The sequence below is a fragment of the Bacillus gobiensis genome (genome assembly GCF_001278705.1).
Taxonomy (GTDB): Bacteria; Bacillota; Bacilli; order Bacillales; family Bacillaceae; genus Bacillus; species Bacillus gobiensis.
In genome coordinates, this window is record NZ_CP012600.1 from 4,425,810 (window position 1) to 4,451,464 (window position 25,655).

At 39.3% G+C, this 25,655-nt stretch carries 19 protein-coding genes and 1 pseudogene; 15 read left to right on the forward strand and 5 right to left on the reverse strand.

Annotated elements, in window-relative coordinates; all coding sequences use genetic code 11:
• Positions 1 to 26: 26 nt before the first annotated feature.
• Positions 27 to 641, forward strand: a complete 615-nt coding sequence (locus AM592_RS22240; RefSeq protein ID WP_053605786.1) for an FMN-dependent NADH-azoreductase — start codon at positions 27 to 29, stop codon at positions 639 to 641.
• Positions 642 to 716: 75 nt separating this feature from the next.
• Entirely contained in the window at positions 717 to 1,022 is a 306-nt protein-coding gene (locus tag AM592_RS22245) for a luciferase domain-containing protein (RefSeq protein ID WP_053605787.1), read from the forward strand.
• 164 nt (positions 1,023 to 1,186) lie between these two features.
• Here the strand turns inward: AM592_RS22245 and AM592_RS23630 are convergent.
• A pseudogene (locus AM592_RS23630) lies at positions 1,187 to 4,180 on the reverse strand (Tn3 family transposase).
• A 675-nt stretch (positions 4,181 to 4,855) separates the two neighbouring features.
• Between AM592_RS23630 and AM592_RS22260 the strand changes: the two are divergent.
• Positions 4,856 to 5,527, forward strand: coding sequence for an NAD(P)H-dependent oxidoreductase (locus AM592_RS22260; RefSeq protein ID WP_053605789.1), 672 nt, complete (start codon positions 4,856 to 4,858; stop codon positions 5,525 to 5,527).
• A gap of 421 nt (positions 5,528 to 5,948) precedes the next feature.
• Positions 5,949 to 7,574: a hypothetical protein gene (locus AM592_RS22265; protein WP_053605790.1), complete on the forward strand. Its 1,626-nt coding sequence runs from the start codon at positions 5,949 to 5,951 to the stop codon at positions 7,572 to 7,574.
• Between the two features lie 122 nt (positions 7,575 to 7,696).
• Here the strand turns inward: AM592_RS22265 and AM592_RS22270 are convergent, their stop codons facing one another.
• The gene (locus AM592_RS22270) at positions 7,697 to 8,890 is read right to left on the reverse strand and encodes a hypothetical protein (RefSeq protein ID WP_053605791.1); all 1,194 of its coding nucleotides are present in this window, start codon (positions 8,888 to 8,890) and stop codon (positions 7,697 to 7,699) included.
• 229 nt (positions 8,891 to 9,119) lie between these two features.
• Here AM592_RS22270 and AM592_RS22275 point away from each other — a divergent pair, with 229 nt between their 5' ends.
• Positions 9,120 to 9,584 (forward strand): hypothetical protein, encoded by a 465-nt coding sequence (locus tag AM592_RS22275; protein ID WP_053605792.1) that lies wholly within the window; start codon positions 9,120 to 9,122, stop codon positions 9,582 to 9,584.
• Between the two features lie 220 nt (positions 9,585 to 9,804).
• On the opposite strand, the gene AM592_RS22280 is transcribed toward AM592_RS22275, so the two are convergent.
• Entirely contained in the window at positions 9,805 to 10,203 is a 399-nt protein-coding gene (locus AM592_RS22280) for a DUF7352 domain-containing protein (RefSeq protein WP_148564361.1), read from the reverse strand.
• A gap of 241 nt (positions 10,204 to 10,444) precedes the next feature.
• Here AM592_RS22280 and AM592_RS22285 point away from each other — a divergent pair, with 241 nt between their 5' ends.
• Together AM592_RS22285 and AM592_RS22290 are read left to right on the forward strand one after the other, a co-directional pair.
• Positions 10,445 to 11,770 (forward strand): FAD-dependent oxidoreductase, encoded by a 1,326-nt coding sequence (locus AM592_RS22285; protein ID WP_053605794.1) that lies wholly within the window; start codon positions 10,445 to 10,447, stop codon positions 11,768 to 11,770.
• Between the two features lie 293 nt (positions 11,771 to 12,063).
• Positions 12,064 to 12,711 (forward strand): SDR family oxidoreductase, encoded by a 648-nt coding sequence (locus tag AM592_RS22290; RefSeq protein WP_053605795.1) that lies wholly within the window; start codon positions 12,064 to 12,066, stop codon positions 12,709 to 12,711.
• Positions 12,712 to 12,818: 107 nt separating this feature from the next.
• Here the strand turns inward: AM592_RS22290 and AM592_RS22295 are convergent, their stop codons facing one another.
• Positions 12,819 to 13,298: a tetratricopeptide repeat protein gene (locus tag AM592_RS22295; RefSeq protein WP_053605796.1), complete on the reverse strand. Its 480-nt coding sequence runs from the start codon at positions 13,296 to 13,298 to the stop codon at positions 12,819 to 12,821.
• 175 nt (positions 13,299 to 13,473) lie between these two features.
• Between AM592_RS22295 and AM592_RS22300 the strand changes: the two genes are divergently transcribed.
• From AM592_RS22300 to AM592_RS22320, 5 genes are all read left to right on the forward strand, one after another.
• Positions 13,474 to 14,166 (forward strand): heptaprenylglyceryl phosphate synthase, encoded by a 693-nt coding sequence (locus tag AM592_RS22300; protein ID WP_053605797.1) that lies wholly within the window; start codon positions 13,474 to 13,476, stop codon positions 14,164 to 14,166.
• Positions 14,167 to 14,222: 56 nt separating this feature from the next.
• A complete protein-coding gene (pcrA, locus tag AM592_RS22305) occupies positions 14,223 to 16,439 on the forward strand; it encodes a DNA helicase PcrA (protein WP_053605798.1) in 2,217 nt (738 codons plus the stop codon).
• Positions 16,440 to 16,469: 30 nt separating this feature from the next.
• Positions 16,470 to 18,482: an NAD-dependent DNA ligase LigA gene (gene ligA, locus AM592_RS22310; RefSeq protein ID WP_053605799.1), complete on the forward strand. Its 2,013-nt coding sequence runs from the start codon at positions 16,470 to 16,472 to the stop codon at positions 18,480 to 18,482.
• A 14-nt stretch (positions 18,483 to 18,496) separates the two neighbouring features.
• Complete coding sequence (locus tag AM592_RS22315; protein WP_053605800.1) at positions 18,497 to 19,663, forward strand: CamS family sex pheromone protein; 1,167 nt, start codon at positions 18,497 to 18,499, stop codon at positions 19,661 to 19,663.
• A 183-nt stretch (positions 19,664 to 19,846) separates the two neighbouring features.
• Positions 19,847 to 20,536 (forward strand): MgtC/SapB family protein, encoded by a 690-nt coding sequence (locus AM592_RS22320; RefSeq protein WP_053605801.1) that lies wholly within the window; start codon positions 19,847 to 19,849, stop codon positions 20,534 to 20,536.
• Between the two features lie 43 nt (positions 20,537 to 20,579).
• Here the strand turns inward: AM592_RS22320 and putP are convergent, their stop codons facing one another.
• Positions 20,580 to 22,061, reverse strand: a complete 1,482-nt coding sequence (gene putP / locus AM592_RS22325; RefSeq protein WP_053605802.1) for a sodium/proline symporter PutP — start codon at positions 22,059 to 22,061, stop codon at positions 20,580 to 20,582.
• A gap of 368 nt (positions 22,062 to 22,429) precedes the next feature.
• On the opposite strand from putP, the gene gatC reads away from it, so the two are divergent.
• The 3 genes from gatC to gatB are packed head-to-tail and all read left to right on the forward strand — an operon-like array spanning position 22,430 to position 25,635.
• The gene (gene gatC, locus AM592_RS22330; protein WP_053605803.1) at positions 22,430 to 22,720 is read left to right on the forward strand and encodes an Asp-tRNA(Asn)/Glu-tRNA(Gln) amidotransferase subunit GatC; all 291 of its coding nucleotides are present in this window, start codon (positions 22,430 to 22,432) and stop codon (positions 22,718 to 22,720) included.
• A 15-nt stretch (positions 22,721 to 22,735) separates the two neighbouring features.
• Positions 22,736 to 24,193: an Asp-tRNA(Asn)/Glu-tRNA(Gln) amidotransferase subunit GatA gene (gatA, locus tag AM592_RS22335; RefSeq protein WP_053605804.1), complete on the forward strand. Its 1,458-nt coding sequence runs from the start codon at positions 22,736 to 22,738 to the stop codon at positions 24,191 to 24,193.
• A gap of 11 nt (positions 24,194 to 24,204) precedes the next feature.
• Positions 24,205 to 25,635, forward strand: a complete 1,431-nt coding sequence (gene gatB / locus AM592_RS22340) for an Asp-tRNA(Asn)/Glu-tRNA(Gln) amidotransferase subunit GatB (RefSeq protein WP_053605805.1) — start codon at positions 24,205 to 24,207, stop codon at positions 25,633 to 25,635.
• Positions 25,636 to 25,655: the final 20 nt, after the last annotated feature.

The window sequence follows — 25,655 nt, forward strand, 5'->3', positions numbered from 1 at the left end:
ATTACTCATATTTGGAGGAGATTAAAATGACAACAACTTTATTTGTTAAAGCGAACAATCGTCAAGGATCTGTTACTGGGAAATTATATGATGCATTTTTGGAAAGCTATAGAGCATCCCATCCAAATGATTCGGTGACTGAACTCGATTTGTATAAAGAAACATTGCCTTATTTAGGTGATGTTATGATTAGTGGAAATTTCAAATCGTCTCAGGGAATGGAACTCACACTGGAAGAGAAGGCGGTACATGATATTGTTACTAAGCATCTAGAACAGTTTATCGCAACTGATAAATTGGTCATTGCTTTTCCACTTTGGAACTTAACTGTTCCTGCCGTTCTACACTCCTATCTGGATTATATGCATCACCCGCGTAAAACATTTAAGTATACAGCTGAAGGCTTAGTAGGTCTATTACCTGATAAGAAAGTGGCTTTATTGAACGCAAGAGGCGGGGTATACGCAGAAGGGGATTCTTCTGAAATGGCTGTAAGTTTTGTTAAGAATCATTTGAACGTTTTTGGTATTACAGACATTACAACGATAGTTATTGAAGGGCACAATCAATTTCCTGACCAAAGTGAAGCTATTATTGAGGAAGGTTTTCGGAAAGCATCTCAAGCTGCAAAAACATTTTGACATTTGTTTTAATCAGTACGCTATATCAATACAAAACTAATTGTTTATAAACATTTTTAAGAAAGGGTGAGGCGAATGTTACTTGAATCATTAAGACAGGAGCTTCTTAGCTGGAATGGTGTTAGCGAGCATCCACATCGGTTTGGAGGAGTGGAATTTCGCTATAAAAATAAAGAATTAGGTCATTTGCATGGCGAAAACCTTGTTGACTTTCCTTTTCCTAAATTGGTTAGAGATGAACTCATTCAAGCAAGACTAGCGGACCCACATCATGTTCTTCCCAATTCGGGCTGGGTAAGTTTTTGGATCAAAGGGGAGCAAGATATTCCTCATTTATTAAAGTTGTTCAAAATGCAATATGACAGAATCACTAAAAAGTGAGCTTATTATTTTAGGAGCCACTTCTGCAACTTATTCTTATCTCATTGTTATTCTGCAATCGGGCGCTTTTCTGGAGGAAGGATTGAGCTCTTGTTCATTACAGAAAACCAGCTAATATCTGACGGGATATTAGCTGGTTTTCTCTCTAATCAAAATCATGAAAACTATGATACTTTCAACTTAATAGGTATTCGCTGATCCATATCGAGTTCAAAAGTTCCATATGGATTGACGTGATGATAAAATAAAGGTGTTAATCCTCTAAAATCTTCCGGGGTCATTTTCTTCAACCAATATTGATTGTTGTCATAAAGTACTTCTTGTACCATTAAGGTATTCATATAGACTAAGCAATTTTGCAGCAATTGAAGTGATAAGGCAGCTACTTCTTGATCTTCTATTGCATTGGAACGCATTTCACTGTTTTTTCCATAAAAAATATAGGTATTGACTGAGTTCCATTGTTCTACTGTATTTAATCCTTCATGGATTTCTCTACGAATCTCGTCATAGTGTAAATAGTCACATAAAAAGATCGTTTTAATGGCTTTCCCTAATTCACATAAAGCCAGATAGGTTGGATGTTTCGTATCCCTAGTAAATCGCTTTAAAATGGCTTCTGCTGATGCGGTTCCTAATCGTAAGGCAGTTGCGTACTTAATGATTTGTTCATACTGTTGACGGATAAGATCCCAATTAATCGGTCTACTTAGAACCGGTTGAAGGTGAAGATATTCCTCATTCATGCCAGCTTCTGGACGATATAACTTTTGAGAACCTATATTTTTGAAGCGTGGCATCAGTTTAAAACCAAGCAGATGACAAAAAGCAAAAGCAACCACACTTTGCCCGTGTGTATCAACATAATTTCGATCAATTTCCATATCTGTGCAGTGACGAAGGACCCCTTCTATCATCGTAGCCACTTCGGAAGAAAGACAGGACTTAAGCTGAGAATAAATACATGCCGATTTTCGATCTGTATGCCAATAGAGCATAACCCCCTGCCTCTTATAACGAGGATGCCATTCGGAAAGCAGGTTCTGATCCCAAGATCCAAAATGTTTTGAATCGGAAGCACATGCAGTAGTAGCTTCTCCCCATACTTCTTTCTGTCGATGGTAGATAATATGATTGGTAACCTCTGCATTGGCTTTTCGTAAATGATCTAAATGAATAAATTTTTGGCGTATATACCGAAGTTCCCGATAACTATCTAGGTGGTTTCCAGCTGAAACGGCTTTTAAACCTGTGTTCGTTCCTAATCCAAATAAACTTAAAAGAAGCCGTCTCTGGATGGTTTCTCGATCTAAAATCTCGCGATCGGCTGTAGTCTTAAAGTGCTTGGTAAATTCCGTGTGAAAATCTGTTTCTTTTAGTAAATCCAATAGGTTGATGTCGGACCAACGGTTCTTAATCTCCTGTTTTATCCTCGTCACATGTGGGGGTTCGGGTTGCTTTTCAAGTGGAGTGACTCGAATCCATCCCTTGTTATTTCTAGTAGTAATCGCGACTTTTTCGTTACTTTGAACCTCTAACCCTTGATTTAGTAATTGGAGCTTATCTTTCATCAACTGTATAATATCTTCGATAAAAGTCTCTACATCAAGTGGTGCTTTCAGTGCTTGAAAATATTCTTCCTTGTGCTCTTCAAAATCTTGAGGGAGATCTTTCTGGGTTTCGATATCGATCAGCGCCCTCAATCCAAATTTCTTTACAACGAAGTCGAGTACGAAGCGATTGGATCACTGCAATTTCATAATTGAACGATTCACTCTCTCTATGCCTTTGCTGTCTGTCTCGATAATGACATCTTTCCATTTGGGCTGAATTACGCCTTCAATAGGAACTTCATCTCCAGCAGCGAAATAACGTTGCCCACTTTCTCCATATTCTCGAATGAGTTGAATGGCTTCAATCACAGGTTGATGAAATTTATTGTTGGACCGAAAGGTAAGATTCATTAAAATATTAGAGAAAGCATGTCGATAATATCCACGATAAGAGGCATGCATCTTTGTATAGATTTTTTCTTTGTATTCCCGATTATTTTTTGTCATATCTTTTATAATATTTTGAATCGTGGAAGGACTGACAATAGGGAATAGAGTATCTTGAATAACGCCTTCTGGATAATCTACCGTCGCTTTTAATAAGTTGACAATATGTTTATTTTTCCCTTGGACTCTTTCTAATTCCTTTACTGCTTCTTTTCGGGTTGTATACTTGGCCTTATTTCCGAACTTAAGGGTAATTTCATCCAATAAATCAGCTAAATAATCAATGACTTCCCCATGACGATGCGAAAATAAGATGGCAAGTAGGGTATAGCGAATGGGTGCTGGGTGTGCACGCATTTCCGTTACGGTCTCCGTAGCTGCACGAAGTCGATATTTCTTTACTAATTTCGGAGTCAAATGATGAAATAATCCTGGAGGAATGTGTAGATGCTTGATCGCTAATAGTTTTTGAACTTCCATTTCCATGGTGCTTACACTTGGTTTACGAGGAGAAGATAAAAGGTGCCGAAAAGTTAAAATGTCAGATTCCATTTTCTCATGAAACTCTTCTTCAAAACCTTCTTCCGAGTGCTCATCCACATGAGATTCCAGTAATGCATCTAATCGAGAACAAGTCCTGGGAGACAGCTGATGATAAGTCGATTGATATAAATTCTTTTCAAAAGTGTCAATGGCAGAATCAATCATCCGATTCAAGCTTCCAATCGAAGGAGGTTCGACTTTCCACTTACGAAATAAGCTATATGACTGATTTTTTAAGTAGTCGATATCATGAGTAAACTGAACTTGTCCGTGCAACCACTCTGTCAAAAGTTCGTTATCTTTTGCTGTAAGTTCTCGAAAACCGAAGAATTCTCGAATTTGTTTTCGATGATAAGTAAAGTTTCTTTCATCTGCACCCCAACGATATTCCTCAAAGAGCGCTGAAGCTACCCCCAATTGCTGTGCCATGAATTCAACTACCACTTTGGGAATATCTTGTTTCTTAGAAGGAAATCTAGCCTCTTGTTGAAAGTACTTTAATAATACTGCAAATCCTAAACGACTTGCCCCAGTTTTATTACCAATCAGTTTTCTTTCAATTGGTACTACTACAAAATGTTCTAGCAACTCATCTTCATTCCAATTTCGTTTCATAAATATCCATCCCCTAATATTAGAATAATCACTATTTTGAGTGTAATCTATTGATTAGAGGATTAGAAACTATACTTTGCGGTCTAGAGCGGCAACCCTGTCACTAAGCCTTATAGGGGTATCACCAACCATTTATCATATTTCCCACGCTAAGGACAAAACCACTGATGAATAAGTAATTTCCCTTTAACGACCATTTTGGGGAAGTTAAATACTAATTATCTAATGGTTGTAAAACAGAAGATTTTTGTTCCCTTAACCCTTCCCTAAAAGTAATTCCCTTTTCGCAGGACTGTTTACGTTAAAGGGAATTAGCTTAGAGTAAGGAATAACACTAATTCCCTACCAAATAATGTCTTAACGTGGGTTTTACGTCAAAATGTTGGTACTAGCCCTTATAGTGCAAAATAACGCTTAAAATAGATGCGAAATAACTCCTAAAGTGACAAGACTCAAAGATGATCATCACCCTCTGTAACAAATTCGTTGTTTAGTTTACAAAAAGGTCGTTTAAAAAATAATAAAGTTGTTAAAAAAATGCGGGTCATTCTATTCAACAATCGGACCATGTAATGAAATAAAGATTATTGAACTGACTTGACTAGCAGGATAATAAAATACTTTTGGAGAAATATGGTTTAGTAAAGTATTACTAAAAAGGAAGGATGATTCCACATGATAGGAACTGAAAGTAAAAAACAGGAAATTTTAAAAGCTTACCAGTTCAGACATGCTTGCAAGGTATTTGATACCAACAAAAAGATTTCGGATGAAGATTTTCACTTTATTTTGGAGACAGGTAGGTTGTCTCCAAGTTCAGTTGGTTTGGAGCCGTGGAAGTTTGTCGTGATCCAGGATGCAGCGCTTCGCGAAAAATTAAAACCTGTATCTGGCGGTGCCCAGGGACAACTTCCTACTGCCAGCCATTTTGTAGTTATATTGGCCAGAAGAAAAGAAGGCTTAAGGCATGATTCCGTTCACGTGGTCAAAATGATGAAAGACATTCACCATATGCCGGAAGAAGTTGTACAAAATCTTTCTGGTTTCTATAAATCCTTCGTCGAAACAGAACTCGAAGATAATGACCGTCTCATTTTTGAATGGGCAAGCAAACAAACATATATAGCATTAGGAAACATGATGACAGCTGCGGCTCAGATCGGTATTGATTCCTGTCCAATAGAAGGTTTTGATAAAAAGCAGGTGACCGCTATTTTGCAAAATGAGGGTATCATTGACGGCAACGATTTCGGTGTAGCTTGTATGGTCGCTTTCGGATATCGGAAAGAGGATCCCAAACGTCCAAAAGCAAGACAAAATCTCAATGAAATTGTTGAGTGGCGATAAAACTGTAGATGATGTTTCTCAGCATCAAGGACATGATCACATAGGCATGTCTCCTTTAATGTTATTTTGAGGTAAGTCCAAAAATGGCTATAAAATGAAAAAATTGAAACAGAGAGCGAAAATATCCTACGCATTTTAAAGGATACACACCTAAATTGGATCTCCTAAGGGTCTCTCATAGCAGTAAACACATACATAAAAGAGCAGGGCAATTTCATCCTGCTCTTTTGTTCGTTTTTGTTACGATTCGATTTCAACCGATCAATCGCATTTCTTATGCTTGAGCCTCTTTGTCAGTCGTATATGACACTAAGTTATGAAAACTTTTTTCGATGCACTGATATAAGCGTCTTAAAAATGAATTTTGAAACAACCTACAAACAAAAACATATACCATAATTTAGAAATGTAGGCTATAATCTTGTTACCTGATAAAAAAATGTATTTTCAATTCTTAATTAGGTATCTTTTAATAAATTTCAGTAATAGTGAGGAAGAGGATATGGATTTTAATGTTCTAAGAGGTCAAATAGTTGAAGACAGGGATAAAGTTTTATTTGACGAGGCTGTTAATTGTTTAAATGGTAATGCATTAAGAGCAGCATATATTACGACATGGATTAGTACAGCAGAGTCATTAAAATTAAAGTTTTATGATATGTCTTCTAGAGACCATGAAATCAAGAAAAAGGTTATTGGTAAAATAGAAGATTTGGAACAAAAACAAAGGCCAACAGATAGCTTCTTGATAAGGTCTGCGAAAGATTTTGGTTTAATTAGTGCAGAGCAAAGCAAAAAATTAGAACATATGAAGGATATGCGAGGTGTATATGCCCATCCTCTCAATGCAGCTCCATCTGACAGTGAGGTAGAGCTGGCCATCGAGTTAAGTGTGAACATCGTACTAAGTCAACCTGCTTTGTTAAAACACGCTTTTGTACAAAGTTTGGTGACATCTATTTTTGAAAATCATCATTATCTTGATGATAGTACAGAGACAGTACAAAAAGCTGCTATAAGTACTTTAAACCATGTTCATTCATCAGTATTTCCTTATTTCTTTAAACTACTTATTGAAAATCTAAATAAGGTATCTAAGGACTTTACAAAGGATTTATTTGAAAGACGAGGTTCTGTGTTTTTAGATATGCTACTTAAATGTTCACTAAAAAACTTTTCGACAGAATCTTGGTCATTAGAAGGACTGTTACATAAATACCCTTCAATTATAACTAAGGTATTTGTAAAAGAAGATTATTGGACTCATCTAAATGATATTTTAAAAGACGCTATGATTGGCCATTTAATTGAACCTATTGGTGATGATGGAGAAGTCGAAACTCCTAGTTTAGAGAATCTAACAAGTGTTTTAAATCTCTACAATCAAGACTTACTGAATGAGAGACATGTTGAACGTTTTAAGTCTGCTGTAGAAAAATTATATATAAGTAAAAAAGTATCAATAGGAATCCCTTTAGAATGGTATCAGGCGGAATTAATTTCTGATTTAAAAACTTCTAACTGGTATGCTCAAAATCCAGTAATAGAAGCAATTCAATCACTCGGAGTTGAAAAAATCAATACCCTTGATTCAGAATTTTTAATTGAGTTAGGCAGGAATATATTGCAGGCTGCTGATGGTCAAGCTAGGGATGCAATATCTTTTGTATCATCCTTATATAAGAGTGAATTTAAATCGTCTCCTTATCTTGTTGAAGGAATATTCTTAGAAACGTTTATCAATGAGAATAAAAGGTTTAGATTTAAGAGGTATCGTAAACCAGCATTATCAGCTGTCTTATGTGTGAATGAACAAGAAACCGATAAGATAATCGATAAAGCAATAATGTTATTGAAAGACTGTTCTTTAAGGGGTTGGTTTAATGAAGAAACCTTTGAAGAATATTTAGAGTATCTTGATGAGATTCTTAATTTTAAAAAATTAAAAGGACTTAAAAAAGAAGCATTTGAAAAATTTAACTTAGTCTTTAAAGAAACCTGCGATAGATTCAAACAAGAAGAAGAAGAAGAAGAATTAGAAGTTTAGTTGTAATATATACTTTGATTGGTGGATTAACTAAAGTTTCGGCAGGACACTATAGGTTTTTCTTATTTTGACAATAGAGATTAATTTAATACAAAAAAAGCCTTCGTGTCCAAGGAAGGCTTTTATTTCAAATCTACACGTCGATTAGTCTTATTCCAATCATAGTCTAGCGCATGTATTAATAACGATAGAGATGAACCAGATAGAGTAGTACTGTATTCTGGTAACAACCCTTCCTCAATCAATATGTCTAATGAAATGGTATCTATCCCGTAGTTTCCGATATCCTGTGGTGTCCCTTCAGCATAGTTTAAGATTTTTGCATACTCGTACGAATAATCTGCGTATATATGTGATCTCATCTCGAGTCTTTCGAAAATTTCAAATTCCTTGAACTCAACTTGTTGAATAATATCCTTGTAAACAGGTATGATTGGCTTCAATTCAGATAAGTAACTACATATTACCTTTCGCTCAGGTTCCTCAAATAAACTTAAATCACACTCTAAGAAAGACATATATCGCAAAACATGATCCTCATAATACTCACTTGTCAATTTTCTATCTTGAGCCTGAGAATAAAGTTCTCTCAACTGGCTCAATTCGGGTAAACTTTCATCTAAATGGACAGGATGACGTTGAAGTTCTTTAATAACTTTGAAATAAAGTTTATCTATCTCTTCCATTAACAATCTTAATGTTTCATACCTTAATGCTGCAAACTTAACAAGGCAATCTACTTTAATTTTTTTAGTTCCACCATATTCTTTGTGTGCCTTCCGATTATTCGAATAAAGATGAAGTGAAAATTCTTGTCCGTCATGAGGATCGGACCAACTACTAAAAAACCGGAGCCCTTTATCGAAACCATCAAGGTCTACCTCATTTCCGTTAACAGCGTGGACTCCAAACCACGAACGAATTTGCTTTACATATTTTTCATCGGTATAGTCTTTATTGAACTCTCTTTTTTGAAAAATGCTCCGGTCGTTAATATAGGGTTGTTTACCTTTCGTTTCTTGTCCTATAGCCAACCATAATTGATTTACGGCTTCTATAATCATATCAATAGTTACTAAAAAATGAGTAAACTCAAGTGATGTTAGTAACATTTTTTTCTTAAGCTTAGGTTTTTCTATACCTTTAACTGCTACGGTCAACCAGTCCATACATGAGCAAATTTTACTCCATACGTCTTTCCCCTCCGTGCTTGAACTTCTTTTATAATTTACAAAAAAATGTCTCACAAATCCTCTTTTGCTGTTGACTTTATCTCTAAATTCATCAATAAGTTTTGGATTTAATTCAGGTATCAAAGGTGAAAGTCTCCTTATAATTAAAGACATTGTAAATAATTAACATCTTTAAAGGGAGTATAATATATTCCATAGCTTTTTTCCATAATCAAAACCTCGTTCTTGTTACAAATATCCACGAATAATAAGTCGTTTCAAAAGCAACAAGAAATTACTAGCCTAATTAGTCCTCTTTTGGAATAATTGGAACCAGCATCATGCATTACAAAATAAAAATGGAGGAAGTAACATGCAGGAAAAGGCTGTAGTCATTGGAAGTGGGATTGCTGGTAAATTAGCTGCTAAAGCGTTGTCTCATTTATTTCAGCAAGTCATCATTGTAGAAGCAGATCAAGAATGTAAAGAAAAAGTTCCTAGAAAAAGAGTTCCTCAGAGTTACCATCCTCACGTTTTATTGAAAAGAGGAGAAGAAGCGATTGAGACTTTGTTTCCGGAGATCGTGTCTCAATTAATAGAAGATGGCAGCATCGTCACTAATGTTACAAAAGATCTGAAGTGGCACCATTTTGGTTATTGGAAAAAACGGTTTTCTGGAGAGTTATCATGCTTCAGCAAAGCCGGCCAATGCTTGAATGGCATTTACAAAGACGAGTTGAAGAAGTCTAATATTACTACTAGATATGAAACAAAAACGGAACAGCTGTTAGTAAACAAGCATGACAATACCGTTAAAGAGTCCGTGTACGTTCCTTAAAGTCGGGTCTCACAGAGGAACTGGATGCCAGTTTAGTGTTGACATACCAAAAGCCACCCACCGGGATGTGGGTGACTTCGGGATAGGATCTAAAAATGGTACGCTATGTGGTAAGGGATTTCGCTCACTATCATATTACCACGCTTCATAGAGCTTTTTATCCCCCAAAAGGTAAGGAAAAACTGTATGAAAACTGTACGAAAACTGTACGAAAAATGCATTAATTAGCTCTTATGTAGAAAACATGAAATAAGTGTTCAGCATAAGATAATTGTACAGTCTCCAAGAATTTATAGTCTCCAATATTAGCATCAAGATCCTGATCCGTTCTATACAATTTGAATTCCATTTCTTGCGTACGTTTCTCTAGTGTGTTTACAAGAGCATGAACAAAAAAACGTTCACTATTTGAATGGTCTATTGATGTTGATAAGATATCTGCGCCTAATGGCATTTTTACATACTGAGTTTCTGAAATGTCCAAAGAGTACTTCCTAATAGTTTCTTCCCTCAATTCATAAGCACCCTCTTTACTATCCTCACTAAGTTCAGCAAATGTAGAAGAAGGGACTAACAACGCCACGATCAATGCAGCGACAATCATTTGCAACTTTTTCATTATCATTACTCCTCTCCCGTTTTGACTTGAAAAATCTTATTCGCCATATAATCCCATAAACCTCCTTTTTCATCCAATAAATTCGAATGATTTTCCAAAGGGTCTGCTCATAGTCTGTAAATCAGCAAAAACGAATAATAAGTCTTTTCAAAAGCAATAAAAAATTACTAGCCCAATTAGTCCTCTTTTGTAATAATTGGAACCAGCATCATCATTACAAAATAAAAATGGAGGAAGTAACATGCGGGAAAAGGCTGTAGTCATTGGTAGTGGGATTGCCGGTAAATTAGCTGCTAAAGCGTTATCTCATTCATTTCAGCAAGTCATCATTGTAGAAGCAGATAAAGAATATAAAGAAAAGGTTCCTAGAAAAAGAGTTCCTCAGAGTTACCACCCTCACGTCTTATTGAAAAGAGGAGAAGAAGCGATTGAGATTTTGTTTCCGGGGATCGTGTCTCAATTAATAGAAGATGGCAGCATCGTCACTAATCCTACAAAAGATCTGAAGTGGCACCATTTTGGTTATTGGAAAAAACGGTTTTCTGGAGAGTTGATCATGCTTCAGCTAAGCCGGCCTATGCTTGAATGGCATTTACAAAGACGAGTTGAAGAAGTTCCTAATATTATCACTCGATATGAAACAAAAACGGAACAGCTGTTAGTAAACAAGCATGACAATACCATTAAAGGAGTCCGATTACGTTCCTTAAAATCCGGTCTCACAGAGGAACTGGATGCCAATTTAGTAGTGGATGCCAGCGGTTCCTCATCTAAGAGTATCGATTGGCTACAAGCACTTGATGTCAAAGTAAAGGAAGAAAAAGTTAAGATTCAATTGTTTTATGCTACACGCCTTTACTCTCTTAAAAAACAAGAACATCCCGAATGGCAAAGCCTCATTATATCACCAAGTATTCCCGATAACCCTTACGGTGCCTTTATTCAAACTCTTGAGGAAAACCGATTCTCTGTCACGTATAGTGGATATGCTAATGCACAGGCACCGAAAACAAATGAGGAATTTATCTCATATGCAAAAAAACTTCCTGTTCCTGATGTTCTTCAATTTCTTGAGGGAGCAGAGCCACTTTCCGAGATTAAAATACATCGAGTTCCTTATCAAGTACGGCGCCGTTTTGATCTAGCAAAAAACATTCCGGACGGCTTTTTAATCATTGGTGATGCTCATTGCCGTTTTGACCCTCTTTTCGGACAAGGTATGTCTGTTGCAGCGATGCAAGCTTTAGAGTTGAAATCTTCTCTTCTTCAAACGAAGAAGGCTGACAAGGGATTTAGTCAAAGTTTACATAAGAAGATTTCTAAGATTATCGACGTTCCTTGGGAAATGGCGACAACAGAGGCTCTTCGTCATCCCGAAGTTAAAGGGGCGCGAACTTTTGTTCAGCCATACAAGCAATGGTACTCCAAAAGGGTATATGAACTTTCAGCTTCTGAGCCGGAAATATATATTCGATTAGTCAGAGTGATAAATCTTATCCGAAGCCCTCTCCATCTGTATCATCCAAAAGTACTGTTTCCGATACTTACTAATCACCGGCATGAATGATTCTCCTGTTGTTAAAGTCCTTAATCCTTCCTATCCAGGAAGGATTTTTTCTTGAGTATTTCTCCTTTCCCTCACAACATTCTGATTGTTCCATTGGACTTCTTCATGCAGGGAAACGACTCCAAAACCTTCAAAACCTCCAAATGCGTTAAAATCCAAGGACCAAGAATCAATCGGAAAGGAGACTGCCGTCTCCTACCTGAGTAACCTTTCCCTTTTGCCTTATCCAAGAAAATTAAGGGGAATATAATTGTAGAACCCTTAAATAAAAAAAGAAAGAATGAGGGATTGGCATGAGCAAAGTATTCATTATCGGGGCTAATGGTAAAGTTGGTAAGAACTTAGTCAATGTCTTAAATGAGTCAAAAGAGCATGATGTAACAGTCGGATTAAGAAAAGAAGAACAATTCTCCTTCTTTGAGGAAAAAGGCGTAAAACCTGCTTATCTAAATTTAGAAGACGATGCAGACACAATTGCTGACACCATAAAAGGATCGGAAGTGATTGTATTTACGGCAGGGTCCGGGGGACATACTGGCCCGGACAAGACGATCATGATTGATTTAGATGGGGCAGCTAAATCAGTGGCAGCTGCTGAGAAGATCGGAGCGAAACAATTTATCATGGTGAGCTCAATTCATGCAGATGAGCCGGAATACTGGACAGAAGAAGGTATAAAGCCTTACTTCATTGCAAAACATTATGCGGATAGGATTATTAAAGAAAGCAATCTAAATTATACAATTCTTAGACCTGGGGTTCTCTCTGACGAAGAAGGTACGGGAAAAGTAACAACTGATCCGTCAGGTTACAAAACATCACGAATTCCTAGAGAAGATGTTGCTCGTGTTATTAACGCTGCTATAGGTAAAGAAACAGCATACAAAAAGGTAGTAACCCTACTAGAAGGAAACGCTCCAATAGGTGACCTTTTTAAATAAGGATGTTGAGTTTATCAGATTACGAAAAAAACTAGATCAGTTCGCTGAGCTAGTTTTTTTCTTTAAACATTAGCTGCAGCCGAATTACTTTTTTAAGGGGGGGACAGTCATTCCCACGTCTTATCCAAATTATCCGAGTAAAAACGAATCGCCCGGCGATAGGAAAGAATGGCTTCATCTTTCGTCGTTTCAGCAAGCAGCTTTAATAATTCCTGTACAGCTTCCTTATGAGAACCGAGGTTATACAATGTCATTGTATAAAACACCTTTAATTCATTTGCTTCGGGGAATTCTTTCACTCCGCGTTTTAGAATTTCCGCTGACTTCTCATATTTCCCCAGCGTGCGATACGTGCTGCCCAAGCCTAAAAATGCTCCAATTCTTTCATTTCCACTGATCCCGTTTTCTAATGATTTTAAATAGAAAGGAACCGCCTCCTGTTCATAACCGAGTTTGTCATGGATAGCGGCACAGCAATAAGCGGTAAGAGGGTCATCAGGATTCCGGCTAAATGCAAAAAGAAGCTTTTCTTTCCCCGTTTCATTCACTTCATTTTGTAAAATACTCTGGAGATCATTTGCCTTCACATTTATTCCCCATTTCAGATTTTCTTATATCGGGATCTTTGGGACAACTTCGAAAAAGAGTCCGATCATTAACCAGTTATTTTAGCATATAATGAATCTTTTAGGTTTCTCTTTTTTTGAATGAAGGCGGTTGATATAATATGATAATGGCATCACGAAATGGAGGAGCTTTTTGATGTATGAAGTAAACGGGTGGAAGCATGTTTTTAAACTCGATCCCGATAAAACGATATCAGATACTGAACTGGACAAGCTATGTGAATCGGGAACAGATGCAATCATTATCGGCGGCAGCGACAATGTAAGCGAAGAAAATGTCTTGAACTTAATGTCCAGAGTCAGACGTTTTCTTGTGCCTTGTATTCTCGAGGTTTCAACTATAGAATCTGTTGTGCCGGGTTTTGACCTGTATTTCATTCCGACGGTTTTAAACAGCAATAATCCGCAATGGATCGTTGGTCTCCATAAAGAGGCTATGAAGGAGTACGGTGAAATAATGTCTGCTGAAGAAATTGTTGTCGAAGGCTATTGCATCGTAAATCCGGATTGCAAGGCAGCAGCACTTACTGAAGCAAAAACTGGTCTAGATCTGGAGGATGTCAAAGCCTACGCTAGAGTTGCAGACAGCTTGCTGAAGCTGCCCATTTTTTATTTGGAGTACAGTGGAATGTATGGTGATCCCTCTTGGGTGAAAGAGGTTAAAAAAACATTGCAGAATACAACACTGTTTTACGGCGGCGGTATAACGAACAGCAGCCAAGCAGGAGAAATGTCAGAGCATGCTGATGTAATCGTGGTTGGCAATGCCATTTATGAAAATTTTGAAGAAGCATTGAAAACAGTTCAGGCTGTAAAAAATGATAGATAATCAGCAGGAAATGATATAATATAGAACATATGTTTGGTAAGGACGGTGAATGCCTGATGAAAATCAGCCACTTTTTACTGGACGGATTGAACCCTGTCCAACAGCAAGCAGTGAAGAAAACGGACGGACCATTGCTTTTAATGGCAGGCGCAGGAAGCGGAAAAACACGGGTGCTTACTCATCGTATTGCTTATTTAATGGCAGAGAAATATGTAGCTCCGTGGAATATTCTCGCGATTACCTTTACAAATAAAGCAGCGCGGGAGATGAAAGAGCGTGTAGAAAATATTCTCGGCCCTGGGTCAGAGGATATTTGGATTTCGACGTTTCATAGCATGTGCGTGAGAATTCTTCGGAGAGATATCGACAGAATCGGGATCAACCGCAATTTTTCAATACTCGATACGTCTGATCAGCTTTCTGTCATTAAAGGAATTTTAAAAGAACGCAATATTGATTCGAAAAAATTTGATCCAAGGAGCTTTCTAGGGTCGATCAGCAGTGCGAAGAACGAACTGATAACCGCCGAGGAATACAGCAAAACGGCGGGAGATCACTTCAGCCAAATGGTCAGTGATGTGTACAGCGATTACCAAAAAAAGCTGTTGAAAAATCAATCGCTTGATTTCGATGATTTAATCATGACAACCATTACTTTATTCAAGCGTGTACCTGAGATTTTGGAATTCTACCAGCGGAAATTTCAATACATTCATGTTGATGAGTACCAGGATACGAACAGAGCACAATATTTGCTCGTAAAAATGCTCGCGCAGCGCTTTCAAAATATTTGTGTTGTTGGTGATTCGGATCAATCAATCTACCGTTGGCGGGGAGCGGACATTGCCAATATACTCTCCTTTGAGAAGGACTATAAGACCGCAGAGGTGATTCTTCTTGAGCAAAACTACCGCTCGACGAAACGGATTTTATCCGCAGCCAATGAGGTCATTAAAAATAATGCAAACCGCAAACCGAAAAACCTTTGGACGGAAAATGATGAAGGGATAAAAATCAGCTACTACAGCGGAGACAATGAGTTTGGTGAAGGGCAGTTTGTCGCCGGAAAGATCAACGAACTTGTAAGAAGCGGGAAGCGCAAGTTAAAGGATATCGCCATTCTTTACCGGACAAATGCCCAATCCCGTGTCATTGAAGAAACGCTTATGAAGTCCAATATTAACTACAACATCGTGGGCGGAACCAAGTTCTATGACAGGAAGGAAATTAAAGATATCCTGGCCTATTTGCGCCTTATTGCCAATCCGGATGATGACATTAGCTTTGTAAGGGTCGTGAATGTACCGAAACGTGGTGTGGGAGCTACTTCCTTAGAGAAAGTTCAAGCATATGCTGCTGCAAACGATTTATCGCTTTACGAAGCGGCTGCCGAAGTTGATTTTATTGGGGTAAGCAAAAAAGCAGCGAATGCTATCGATCAATTCAGGCAGCTTATCGGAAATTTGTCCAATATGCAAGAATACTTATCTGTAACTGAGCTTACGGAAGAAATCCTGGAAAAAGCTGAGTACAGAGAAATGCTGAAAGCCGAAAAGTCTCTTGAAGCGCAGAGCCGCCTTGAAAATATTGATGAATTTTTATCTGTCACGAAAAACTTTGAGAAACAAAATGAGGATAAAAGCCTTGTCAACTTTTTAACCGATCTTGCTCTCATCGCAGATATCGACCAAGTAGACAATGACGAAGAGACCGGCGGGAACGACGATTCGGTCATTTTAATGACGCTTCATGCCGCAAAAGGGCTTGAATTTCCGGTCGTTTTTTTAATGGGTCTTGAAGAAGGGGTATTCCCTCATTCACGTTCCCTTATGGAAGAAGCAGAAATGGAGGAGGAGCGCAGGCTTGCTTATGTTGGGATTACCAGAGCTGAGGAAGAGCTTTATTTAACCAACGCGAAAATGCGTACCCTTTTTGGACGGACAAACTTTAATTCCGAATCGAGATTTGTTTCGGAAATACCGCAGGAGTTATTGGATAACCTAAATGAGAAAAAATCCGCAAGCTTTCCTGTATCTGGACAGCGAAAAGAACGGCGTGCCCCTGTTTCACGTCCTGCGACGATTCCTGAAAAGACGGGCGGAGACGGTATCCTATGGGCTGTAGGGGATAAAGCTGCCCATAAAAAATGGGGAGTTGGTACGGTTGTCAGCGTAAAAGGCGAGGGCGAAAGCAAGGAGCTGGATATCGCGTTTCCAAAGCCGATTGGCATAAAACGATTGCTGGCTACCTTTGCACCAATTGAAAAACAATAATCCTAGATGAAATGGAAAGGATCAAAATCAATGGACAAAGAGGCAGCGAAACATCGAATTGAACAAGTGAAACAATTAATTAATCAATACAACTATGAATATCATACGCTCGACCAGCCGAGTGTGCCAGATTCAGAATATGACGAACGGATGAGAGAGCTGATCGCATTAGAAGAAGAGCACCCGGATTTAAAAAGTCCTGATTCTCCCTCTCAGCGTGTCGGCGGAGCCGTGTTGGACGCATTCCAAAAGGTTCAGCACGGAACGCCAATGCTAAGTCTTGGCAATGCATTTCATGCTGACGATTTACGAGATTTTGACAGAAGAGCGAGGCAGTTGGCAGGAGACAGCATTCAGTATAATGTTGAGCTGAAAATAGACGGCCTTGCCGTTTCTTTACGCTATAGAAACGGCGTATTTGAAAGAGGCGCAACGAGAGGAGACGGAACAACCGGAGAGGATATAACCGAAAATCTAAAAACGATTCGGAGCATTCCGCTGCGCATGAACCGTGATCTATCGATAGAGGTAAGGGGAGAGGCTTATATGCCGAAGCGTTCCTTTGAAGCCCTCAATGAAATCCGTGAACAAAACGGGGAGATGCTTTTTGCCAACCCGAGAAATGCCGCGGCAGGGTCTCTACGTCAGCTTGATCCTAAAATTTCTGCGAAACGAAATCTCGATATATTCGTCTATAGTATAGCGGAGCTTGATGAGATAGAAGGCATAGAAACGCAAAGCGGGGGTCTTGATTTTCTTGATGAACTGGGGTTCAAAACAAACGAAACTCGAAAAAAATGCAATACGATTGAAGAAGTCATCGAATTTGTGGAAGAATTTCAGGAAAAGCGGGCGGATTTGCCTTACGAAATCGACGGAATTGTTGTCAAGGTTGACTCCTTAAAACAGCAGGAGCAGCTCGGATTTACCGCAAAGAGTCCGCGTTGGGCCATTGCGTATAAATTTCCTGCGGAAGAAGTAGTCACGACTTTGCTTGATATTGAATTAAATGTTGGCAGAACAGGCGTCATTACTCCTACAGCTGTATTGGAGCCTGTAAAAATAGCGGGGACGACAGTCAAAAGAGCATCCCTGCACAACGAAGATTTAATTAGAGAAAAAGATATTAAGCTGTTAGATAAAGTTGTCGTCAAAAAAGCTGGAGATATTATCCCCGAGGTTGTTAATGTCTTGGTGGAGCAGAGGACGGGCGAAGAACAAAATTTTGATATGCCGACTGAATGCCCCGAATGCAGCAGTGAGCTTGTCCGCATTGAAGGCGAAGTGGCTCTGCGCTGCATAAATCCGGAATGCCCCGCCCAAATCCGTGAAGGTCTTATTCATTTCGTGTCACGCAATGCGATGAACATTGATGGACTAGGCGAACGGGTCATAACCCAGCTGTTTCGAGAAAATTTGGTACACAATGCTGCTGATCTCTATAAGCTCACGAAAGAACAACTTGTCAATCTTGAACGGATGGGCGAAAAATCGGCCGACAATCTAATCAAAGCTATTGCTAAATCAAAAGAAAACTCATTGGAACGGCTTCTTTTTGGCTTGGGAATCCGGTTTATCGGATCTAAAGCAGCAAGAACATTAGCTATGAATTATGAAAGCATGGATCGCCTGAAAAAAGCATCACAGGATGAATTAGTGCAAGTTGATGAAATCGGTGATAAAATGGCCGATGCTATTGTCACATATTTTGAGAAAAAAGAAGTTCTTGAACTAATTGATGAACTGCAACAGCTCGGGGTAAATATGACTTATACGGGTCCTAAGCTTGCGAATGCAGCGGAAGAAAGCGACTCTTACTTTGCGAATAAAACGATCGTCCTTACAGGGAAGCTTGAACAGCTTACCCGTAATGATGCGAAATCTGAAATCGAAAGGCTCGGAGGAAAAATTACCGGGAGCGTGAGCAAAAATACAGATTTAGTCATTGCAGGAGAGGCAGCTGGCAGCAAGCTGGCGAAAGCAGAAGAACTGAACATTGAAGTATGGAATGAACAGCGATTGGTAACAGAGTTAAAGAAGTAAGAGGAGTGTTTTGATTGAAAAAAGCATGGATGTTGGCTGCTGCAATGGTTTTGCTGCTTTCTGCTTGTGCGCCGAATTTTGGAAATCAGGATGAGGAGCTTGTGCAGCAGGAAACGGATGAAACAAATAAAAAGGTGACGATACCCACTTATAACATTTCAGACTCGTATTATAAAATGGTGCTTCCATTTAAAGCAGGGGCTGCCAGAGGACTAACGGCAGAAAATTTAAACACCCGCCTCGACATTGATGAATTTGAAACGGGGCTGATGAGGATTGCCCAGGACTCGTTCTCAACGGACGATTATTTGTTTCAAGAAGGCCAATACTTTGATGAAGATACGGTCAGAAGCATGCTGGGACGTAAGCTGGAAGGAAAAGATTTAGAAGAAGCTAAAAAAAAGGATAATAATTTTCAAAATGCCGGACTGAACCCGGTGAAAAAGGGCTCTCCGGAAAGCAGCCCGAATTATTTGGCTACGATGCTTGAGCACAATTATCTTATTAAGAAAAACGATAAATCGGTGGAACTGGGCGGTGTTGTCATCGGCCTTGCATTAAACTCGGTATACTATTACCGCGAGAATATTGGAGACCCGCAAAAAGAAGTATCGATTGATGATAAGAAGATTGAGGAAGAAGGCAAAAAGATCGCAGCTGAGGTTATTAAGAGAGTCAGAAGCAAGGAAGAATTAAAAAATGTTCCCGTCACGATTGCACTCTATCAGCAAGCCCCTAAAACTTCGATCGTATCAGGTGATTTTATTGCGAAATCGGAAGTTAAAGCAGGCTCCACAGAGCTTGGAAGCTGGAGAGGGTTAAACGAAGAACATGCGTTTTTCCCAAATTCAGCCAACGAAAAAAAGCATCCGGATGAAGCGGAGATCTTTAACCGCTTTAAAAATAACGTGGACAATTATTTCCCTAACTATACAGGTGTTGTTGGCAAAGCGTTTTATAAGGATGACCAGCTTCGAGAGATGAAGATTGAAATTCCTATGCAGTTTTATGGAAAAACAGAGGTTATCGCTTTTACGCAATTCTTAACGGGACAAATCATGGATTATTACTCGGCCAATCATTTGCGAGTCGAGGTGGAAATTACCTCCTCTGAAGGTGAGGAAGCTGTCATTGTTAAAGAAGAAGGAGCAAATGAGCCTACCGTTCATATCTACGACTAATAGAAGCCGGCCCGATGCCTTATAAGGCAAACAGGCTGGCTTTCTATTGATTTTAACGTTATATTTTTCTATTACTATTGGCAAACTATATATTCTAACAGGTGTTCTATTACAGTAAACAATATTATATAATAGAAAGATTAACAAAAATGTAGCAGCAATTACAAAAAGGATGAGTACATGATGATTGAAATATCACTTTTATCTACACTTTTGAAACTATCCCTTGCATCGATATTTGGTATCGTGATTGGCCTGGATAGAGAATTGAAGGGAAAGCCTCTTGGCTTGAAAACGTGTTTAATTGTATCCGTAGCTGCTTGTCTATTAACTGTAGTTTCCTACGAATCAGCATTTATTTATTCTAAGGAGTACTCGAGGCCTATGGATCCGGGAAGGCTGCCTTCGTATGTCATCAGCGGCATCGGGTTTTTAGGAGCTGGCGTGATTTTAAGAAGATCAAATGAATCAATCTCAGGTTTAACTACAGCTTCGTTAGTTTTAGCATCAGCCGGTATTGGGATTGCGATTGGCGCGGGATTTTATCTCGAAGCGATAATGGGCGTTGCGTTTATATTTATTGGCATTCGGATTATCCCGTATTTATTTGGAAAGCTTGGTCCCAAAAAGCTGACGGAAAAAGAGATTAGAGTAAGATTATATCTTGAAAAGTCTACGGAGCTAACGAAACTGATGAAGCAGATTAAAGGAAAAGAACTGGGGATTAAACGCTTGAAGCTAAAAGAAGAAAAAAATGATATTGTTCTTAGCAGCATTGTGACAACAAATAAAAAAATCTATACCACTGATGTTTATTATGTGTTGAAATCTCTCCCAGGGGTTATTCAAGTGGAAGTTGAAAATTTGGAGTAATAACAAAAACGTCCGGTTTGCTGCCGGACGTTTTTTTAATATATTATTGTTTGTGTGATTTTAAGATGCTTTCCATCTCTTTAAACATGTTTACTGTTTCGTCGTCAGGTTTTTTCGTTATATTAGTAACTACTACAATAGCTAATAAGCTTAAAATAAAGCCTGGAATGATTTCATACATACCTGTTGATTTGCTTAAACCGGTAGAGATCCATATAAGGACGGTAGCAGCTCCTACGATGATACCTGCTAGTGCTCCCAAATGGTTCATTCGCTTCCAGAATAGACTTAGCAATACTGCCGGTCCGAATGCGGCGCCAAAGCCTGCCCATGCATTTCCGACAAGACCGAGTATCGTGTCATTAGGAGTTAATGAAAGCAGAATTGCAACTGCAGCAACAATAAGGACACATATTCTTCCTACTGTTACAAGTTCTTTATTAGAAGCTTCTTTTCGCAAGAACGTTCTGTAAAAATCATCAGTCATCGCACTCGACGTTACGAGAAGCTGAGAAGAAATTGTACTCATAATCGCAGCAAGTATCGCTGAAATAAGGAAGCCGGTAATTAACGGGTGAAACAGAACGTTTGAGAATAAAATGAAAATAGTCTCGGGATCATCAAGTGAAAGCGAATTTTGTGACACATAAGCTCTTCCCACTAATCCTGTCAGCATTGCACCTGCTACGGCAATAATCATCCACCCCATACCGATGCGGCGAGCCGGCTTAATCTCTTTAACAGAAGTAATTGCCATAAAACGCACGATAATATGAGGCTGGCCAAAATATCCAAGTCCCCATGCTAGATAGGAAATAATGCCAATGACGGTCGTTCCTCTAAAGATGTCCATTAACGCTGGATCAATTTGTTTAATTGTATCAAAGGCAGGACTAACTCCTCCCATTTGAGTAAAGGCAACGATCGGCACGAGCACTAATGCTACGAACATAATAATACCTTGGACAAAGTCAGTCAGGCTGACAGCCAAAAATCCGCCGAAGAGTGTATACGCAATAACAACTGCGGCGATAACAAATAATCCAATTCGGTAATCGAGTCCAAATGCTGATTCAAACAATGTTCCGCCGGAAACGATACCCGCTGATGTGTACAGTGTGAAAAATATTAAGATGACAAGAGCCGAAATAAACTTTAAAATTCTTGTCTTATCGCCAAATCGAGTTTCGAAAAAATCAGGGATCGTAATCGCGTCATTAGCAACCTCTGTATAGGTACGAAGCCTGGGTGCGATAACTAAATAATTAACATATGCACCAGCTGTCAACCCTATAGCAAGCCAAGCGCTGGCGAGACCAGTAGCATACATAGCTCCCGGAAGCCCCATCAGCATCCATCCACTCATATCAGACGCGCCGGCAGACAGAGCGGTAACAGCAGGGCCAAGGCCTCTTCCGCCTAGCATATAATCATTTAAATCTGAAGTCTTTCGATAGGCGTACCAGCCTATTAAAAGCATGGCAATAAAATAAATTGCCAAGGAAATAAAAACCCAAATATCCACGTAATAATCTCTCCTCTTATATTATTTCTACGTATTGCAAGTATTTTCTGCAAAATACACGTAGGTAACTTAAACTAACAAATATATCCCCGCCAATCAACAGTATGAAACATAACCGCAGTAAAGTCCAAATAGCAGTAATTGGTTTAACAGCAATGATGAAAGCGTTTTCTTAAATAACAAAAAGTAAAACTATTCTGAATATTACCCTATGTCTATTTTCTAATCAATTTCATGTAAAATAGAAAAGAGCCAGACAAGTGGTACAGCTAATTTCCGAAAGTCGCCCCTTTGTTGATTTAGAGGGTTGAATTTTGATATGATCTATATTATATGGCTACAGATAGAATAGGCGGAGGTGGATTATAATGTCTAGAATTTCAATAGAAGAAGTTAAGCATGTTGCTCATTTGGCAAGGCTTTCGATAACAGAAGAGGAAGCGGAGATGTTTACTGAGCAGTTAGACAGCATTATTTCGTTTGCAGAAGAGCTGAACGAAGTAGATACAGAGCACGTCGAACCGACGACTCACGTTTTAAAAATGAAAAATATCATGAGAGAAGATAAACCGGATAAAGGGCTTTCGTTTGAAGAAGTTGCGAAAAACGCTCCTGATCAAAAAGACGGCTATATTCGTGTACCTTCGATTTTGGAATAAAGGAGGGAAACCTAAGTGGATTTATTTGACCACAAGATTTCTGAATTAAAAGAGCTATTACATAAAAAAGAAATAAAGGTTTCTGATTTAGTAGACGAATCCTATAAACGAATAGAAAAAGTTGAGTCAAGCGTACAAGCTTTCCTCGAATTGAATGAAGAACAGGCGCGCGCTATGGCGAAAGAGCTGGACGAAGCCATTGATTCCCGCAGCGAGCGGGGGTTGTTGTTTGGGATGCCGATTGGTGTAAAAGACAACATCGTAACGAAGGATCTTCGAACAACCTGCGCGAGTAAAATTCTAGAAAACTTTGACCCGATATACGATGCAACTGTAGTAGAGCATCTGAAAAAAGCGGAAGCCGTTACGATTGGGAAATTGAATATGGATGAATTCGCCATGGGCTCTTCCACAGAGAATTCAGGTGTGAAGGTGACGAAAAACCCATGGAACCTTGAGACGGTTCCCGGAGGTTCTAGCGGCGGTTCAGCAGCCGCAGTAGCTGCTGGCGAAGTTCCATTCGCGTTAGGCTCAGACACAGGCGGTTCGATTCGCCAGCCCGCATCGTTTTGCGGAGTGGTCGGTTTAAAACCAACTTATGGAAGAGTGTCAAGGTACGGATTGGTTGCATTTGCTTCTTCCCTAGATCAAATCGGACCAATTACCCGAAATGTAGAAGATAACGCTTTTCTTCTTCAATCCATTTCCGGTGTTGACCAAATGGATTCCACCAGTGCTAATGTAGAAGTCCCTGATTTTCTTTCTTCAATTACTGGTGATGTAAAAGGGTTAAAAATAGCTGTTCCGAAAGAATATCTTGGAGAAGGTGTAGGGGAAGAAGCAAAACAAGCGGTTTTAGAAGCTTTACGTGTATTGGAAGGCCTTGGAGCCACGTGGGAAGAAGTATCTCTTCCGCACAGTAAATATGCTTTGGCGACCTATTATCTGCTTTCTTCTTCAGAAGCATCTGCCAATCTTGCCCGTTTTGACGGAATCCGGTACGGCTACCGTTCTGATAATGCGGACAACCTTATCGAACTTTATAAGCAAACCCGCTCCGAAGGCTTTGGCGAAGAAGTGAAACGGAGAATTATGCTTGGAACCTTTGCGCTTAGCTCTGGTTACTACGACGCTTACTATAAAAAAGCGCAAAAAGTGCGGACATTGATTAAAAAGGATTTTGAGGACGTTTTTGAAAATTATGACGTAATCATTGGCCCGACAACGCCTACTCCAGCCTTCAAAATTGGAGAGAAAACAAGTGATCCGCTAACGATGTACGCAAATGATATATTAACGATCCCAGTGAATTTGGCAGGTGTCCCTGGAATCAGTGTGCCTTGCGGATTTACAAACGGCTTGCCGCTTGGGCTGCAAATCATCGGTAAGCACTTTGATGAGAAAACAGTATACCGAGTAGCACATGCCTTTGAACAAGCAACTGACCATCATAAAGCAAAGCCTGAATTGTAAGGGGTGAAATCATGAATTTTGAAACGGTTATCGGACTTGAAGTCCACGTAGAATTAAAAACAAAATCAAAAATTTTCTCAAGCGCACCAACAGCTTTTGGTGCAGAACCAAATTCGCAAACAAGCGTAATCGACCTTGGTTATCCTGGCGTACTTCCCGTTTTGAACAAAGAAGCAGTAGATTTTGCAATGAAGGCTGCCATGGCTTTGAATTGCGAGATTGCCACAGATACAAAGTTTGATCGCAAAAACTACTTTTATCCGGATAATCCGAAGGCATATCAAATCTCCCAATTTGACAAGCCGATCGGCGAAAATGGATGGATTGAAATCGAAGTGGACGGCAAAACGAAGCGAATTGGAATTACCCGCCTTCATTTAGAGGAGGATGCCGGCAAGCTGACTCACACTGGTGACGGATACTCTTTAGTTGATTTCAACCGCCAAGGAACACCTCTTGTAGAGATCGTATCTGAGCCTGATATCCGTACGCCGGAAGAAGCGTATAAATATCTGGAAAAATTAAAATCCATCATTCAATATACAGGAGTTTCTGACTGTAAGATGGAAGAAGGCTCACTCCGCTGTGACGCCAACATTTCCTTGCGCCCGATCGGTCAAGAGAAATTCGGAACAAAGACGGAATTGAAAAACTTAAACTCCTTCAACTTTGTTCAAAAAGGCCTTGAGTTCGAAGAAAAGAGACAAGCTGAGGTACTTCTTTCCGGCGGGGTCATTCTGCAGGAAACAAGGCGTTATGATGAGTCTACGAAAAAAACAATTCTCATGAGGGTTAAAGAAGGCTCTGATGATTATCGCTATTTCCCTGAACCGGATTTAGTCGAGCTTTATATTGACGAGGAATGGAAAGAAAGAGTTAGAAACAGCATTCCGGAGCTGCCTGATGAAAGACAGAAACGTTACATTGATGAGCTTGGATTGCCTGCATATGACGCAATGGTTCTTACTCTCACAAAAGAAATGTCGGACTTCTTCGAGGAGACAGTACAGAAGGGCGCTGAAGCCAAGCAAGCATCAAACTGGCTTATGGGTGAAGTATCTGCGTATCTGAATGCTAACCAGAAGGAACTCGAGGATGTGAAGCTCACGCCTGAGGGCTTGGCCGGGATGATTCAGTTGATAGAAAAAGGAACGATCTCTTCGAAAATTGCGAAAAAAGTGTTTAAAGAATTAATAGAAAATGGCGGAAATCCTGAAACGATTGTAAAAGAGAAAGGACTTGTCCAAATCTCTGATGAGGGCGAGTTAAGAAAGTTTGTTACGGACGCGCTTGACAACAACCCTCAATCGATTGAAGACTTCAAAAACGGGAAAGACCGTGCGATTGGTTATCTCGTCGGACAAATTATGAAAGCTTCAAAAGGGCAAGCAAACCCGCCAATGGTTAACAAATTGCTTTTAGAGGAAATAAAGAAAAGATAGGATACGAAAAAGCGGTTCGC

Excerpts from the sequence above, each read along its gene's own strand:
- AM592_RS22300 (WP_053605797.1), top strand. The coding sequence starts at position 13,474 with ATGTATGAAGTAAACGGGTGGAAGCATGTTTTTAAACTCGATCCCGAT.
- AM592_RS22260 (WP_053605789.1), top strand. The coding sequence starts at position 4,856 with ATGATAGGAACTGAAAGTAAAAAACAGGAAATTTTAAAAGCTTACCAG.
- AM592_RS22245 (WP_053605787.1), top strand. The coding sequence starts at position 717 with ATGTTACTTGAATCATTAAGACAGGAGCTTCTTAGCTGGAATGGTGTT.
- gatC (WP_053605803.1), top strand. The coding sequence starts at position 22,430 with ATGTCTAGAATTTCAATAGAAGAAGTTAAGCATGTTGCTCATTTGGCA.
- AM592_RS22240 (WP_053605786.1), top strand. The coding sequence starts at position 27 with ATGACAACAACTTTATTTGTTAAAGCGAACAATCGTCAAGGATCTGTT.
- pcrA (WP_053605798.1), top strand. The coding sequence starts at position 14,223 with ATGAAAATCAGCCACTTTTTACTGGACGGATTGAACCCTGTCCAACAG.
- AM592_RS22285 (WP_053605794.1), top strand. The coding sequence starts at position 10,445 with ATGCGGGAAAAGGCTGTAGTCATTGGTAGTGGGATTGCCGGTAAATTA.
- ligA (WP_053605799.1), top strand. The coding sequence starts at position 16,470 with ATGGACAAAGAGGCAGCGAAACATCGAATTGAACAAGTGAAACAATTA.
- AM592_RS22275 (WP_053605792.1), top strand. The coding sequence starts at position 9,120 with ATGCAGGAAAAGGCTGTAGTCATTGGAAGTGGGATTGCTGGTAAATTA.
- AM592_RS22290 (WP_053605795.1), top strand. The coding sequence starts at position 12,064 with ATGAGCAAAGTATTCATTATCGGGGCTAATGGTAAAGTTGGTAAGAAC.
- AM592_RS22320 (WP_053605801.1), top strand. The coding sequence starts at position 19,847 with ATGATTGAAATATCACTTTTATCTACACTTTTGAAACTATCCCTTGCA.
- AM592_RS22280 (WP_148564361.1), bottom strand. The coding sequence starts at position 10,203 with ATGAAAAAGTTGCAAATGATTGTCGCTGCATTGATCGTGGCGTTGTTA.
- gatB (WP_053605805.1), top strand. The coding sequence starts at position 24,205 with ATGAATTTTGAAACGGTTATCGGACTTGAAGTCCACGTAGAATTAAAA.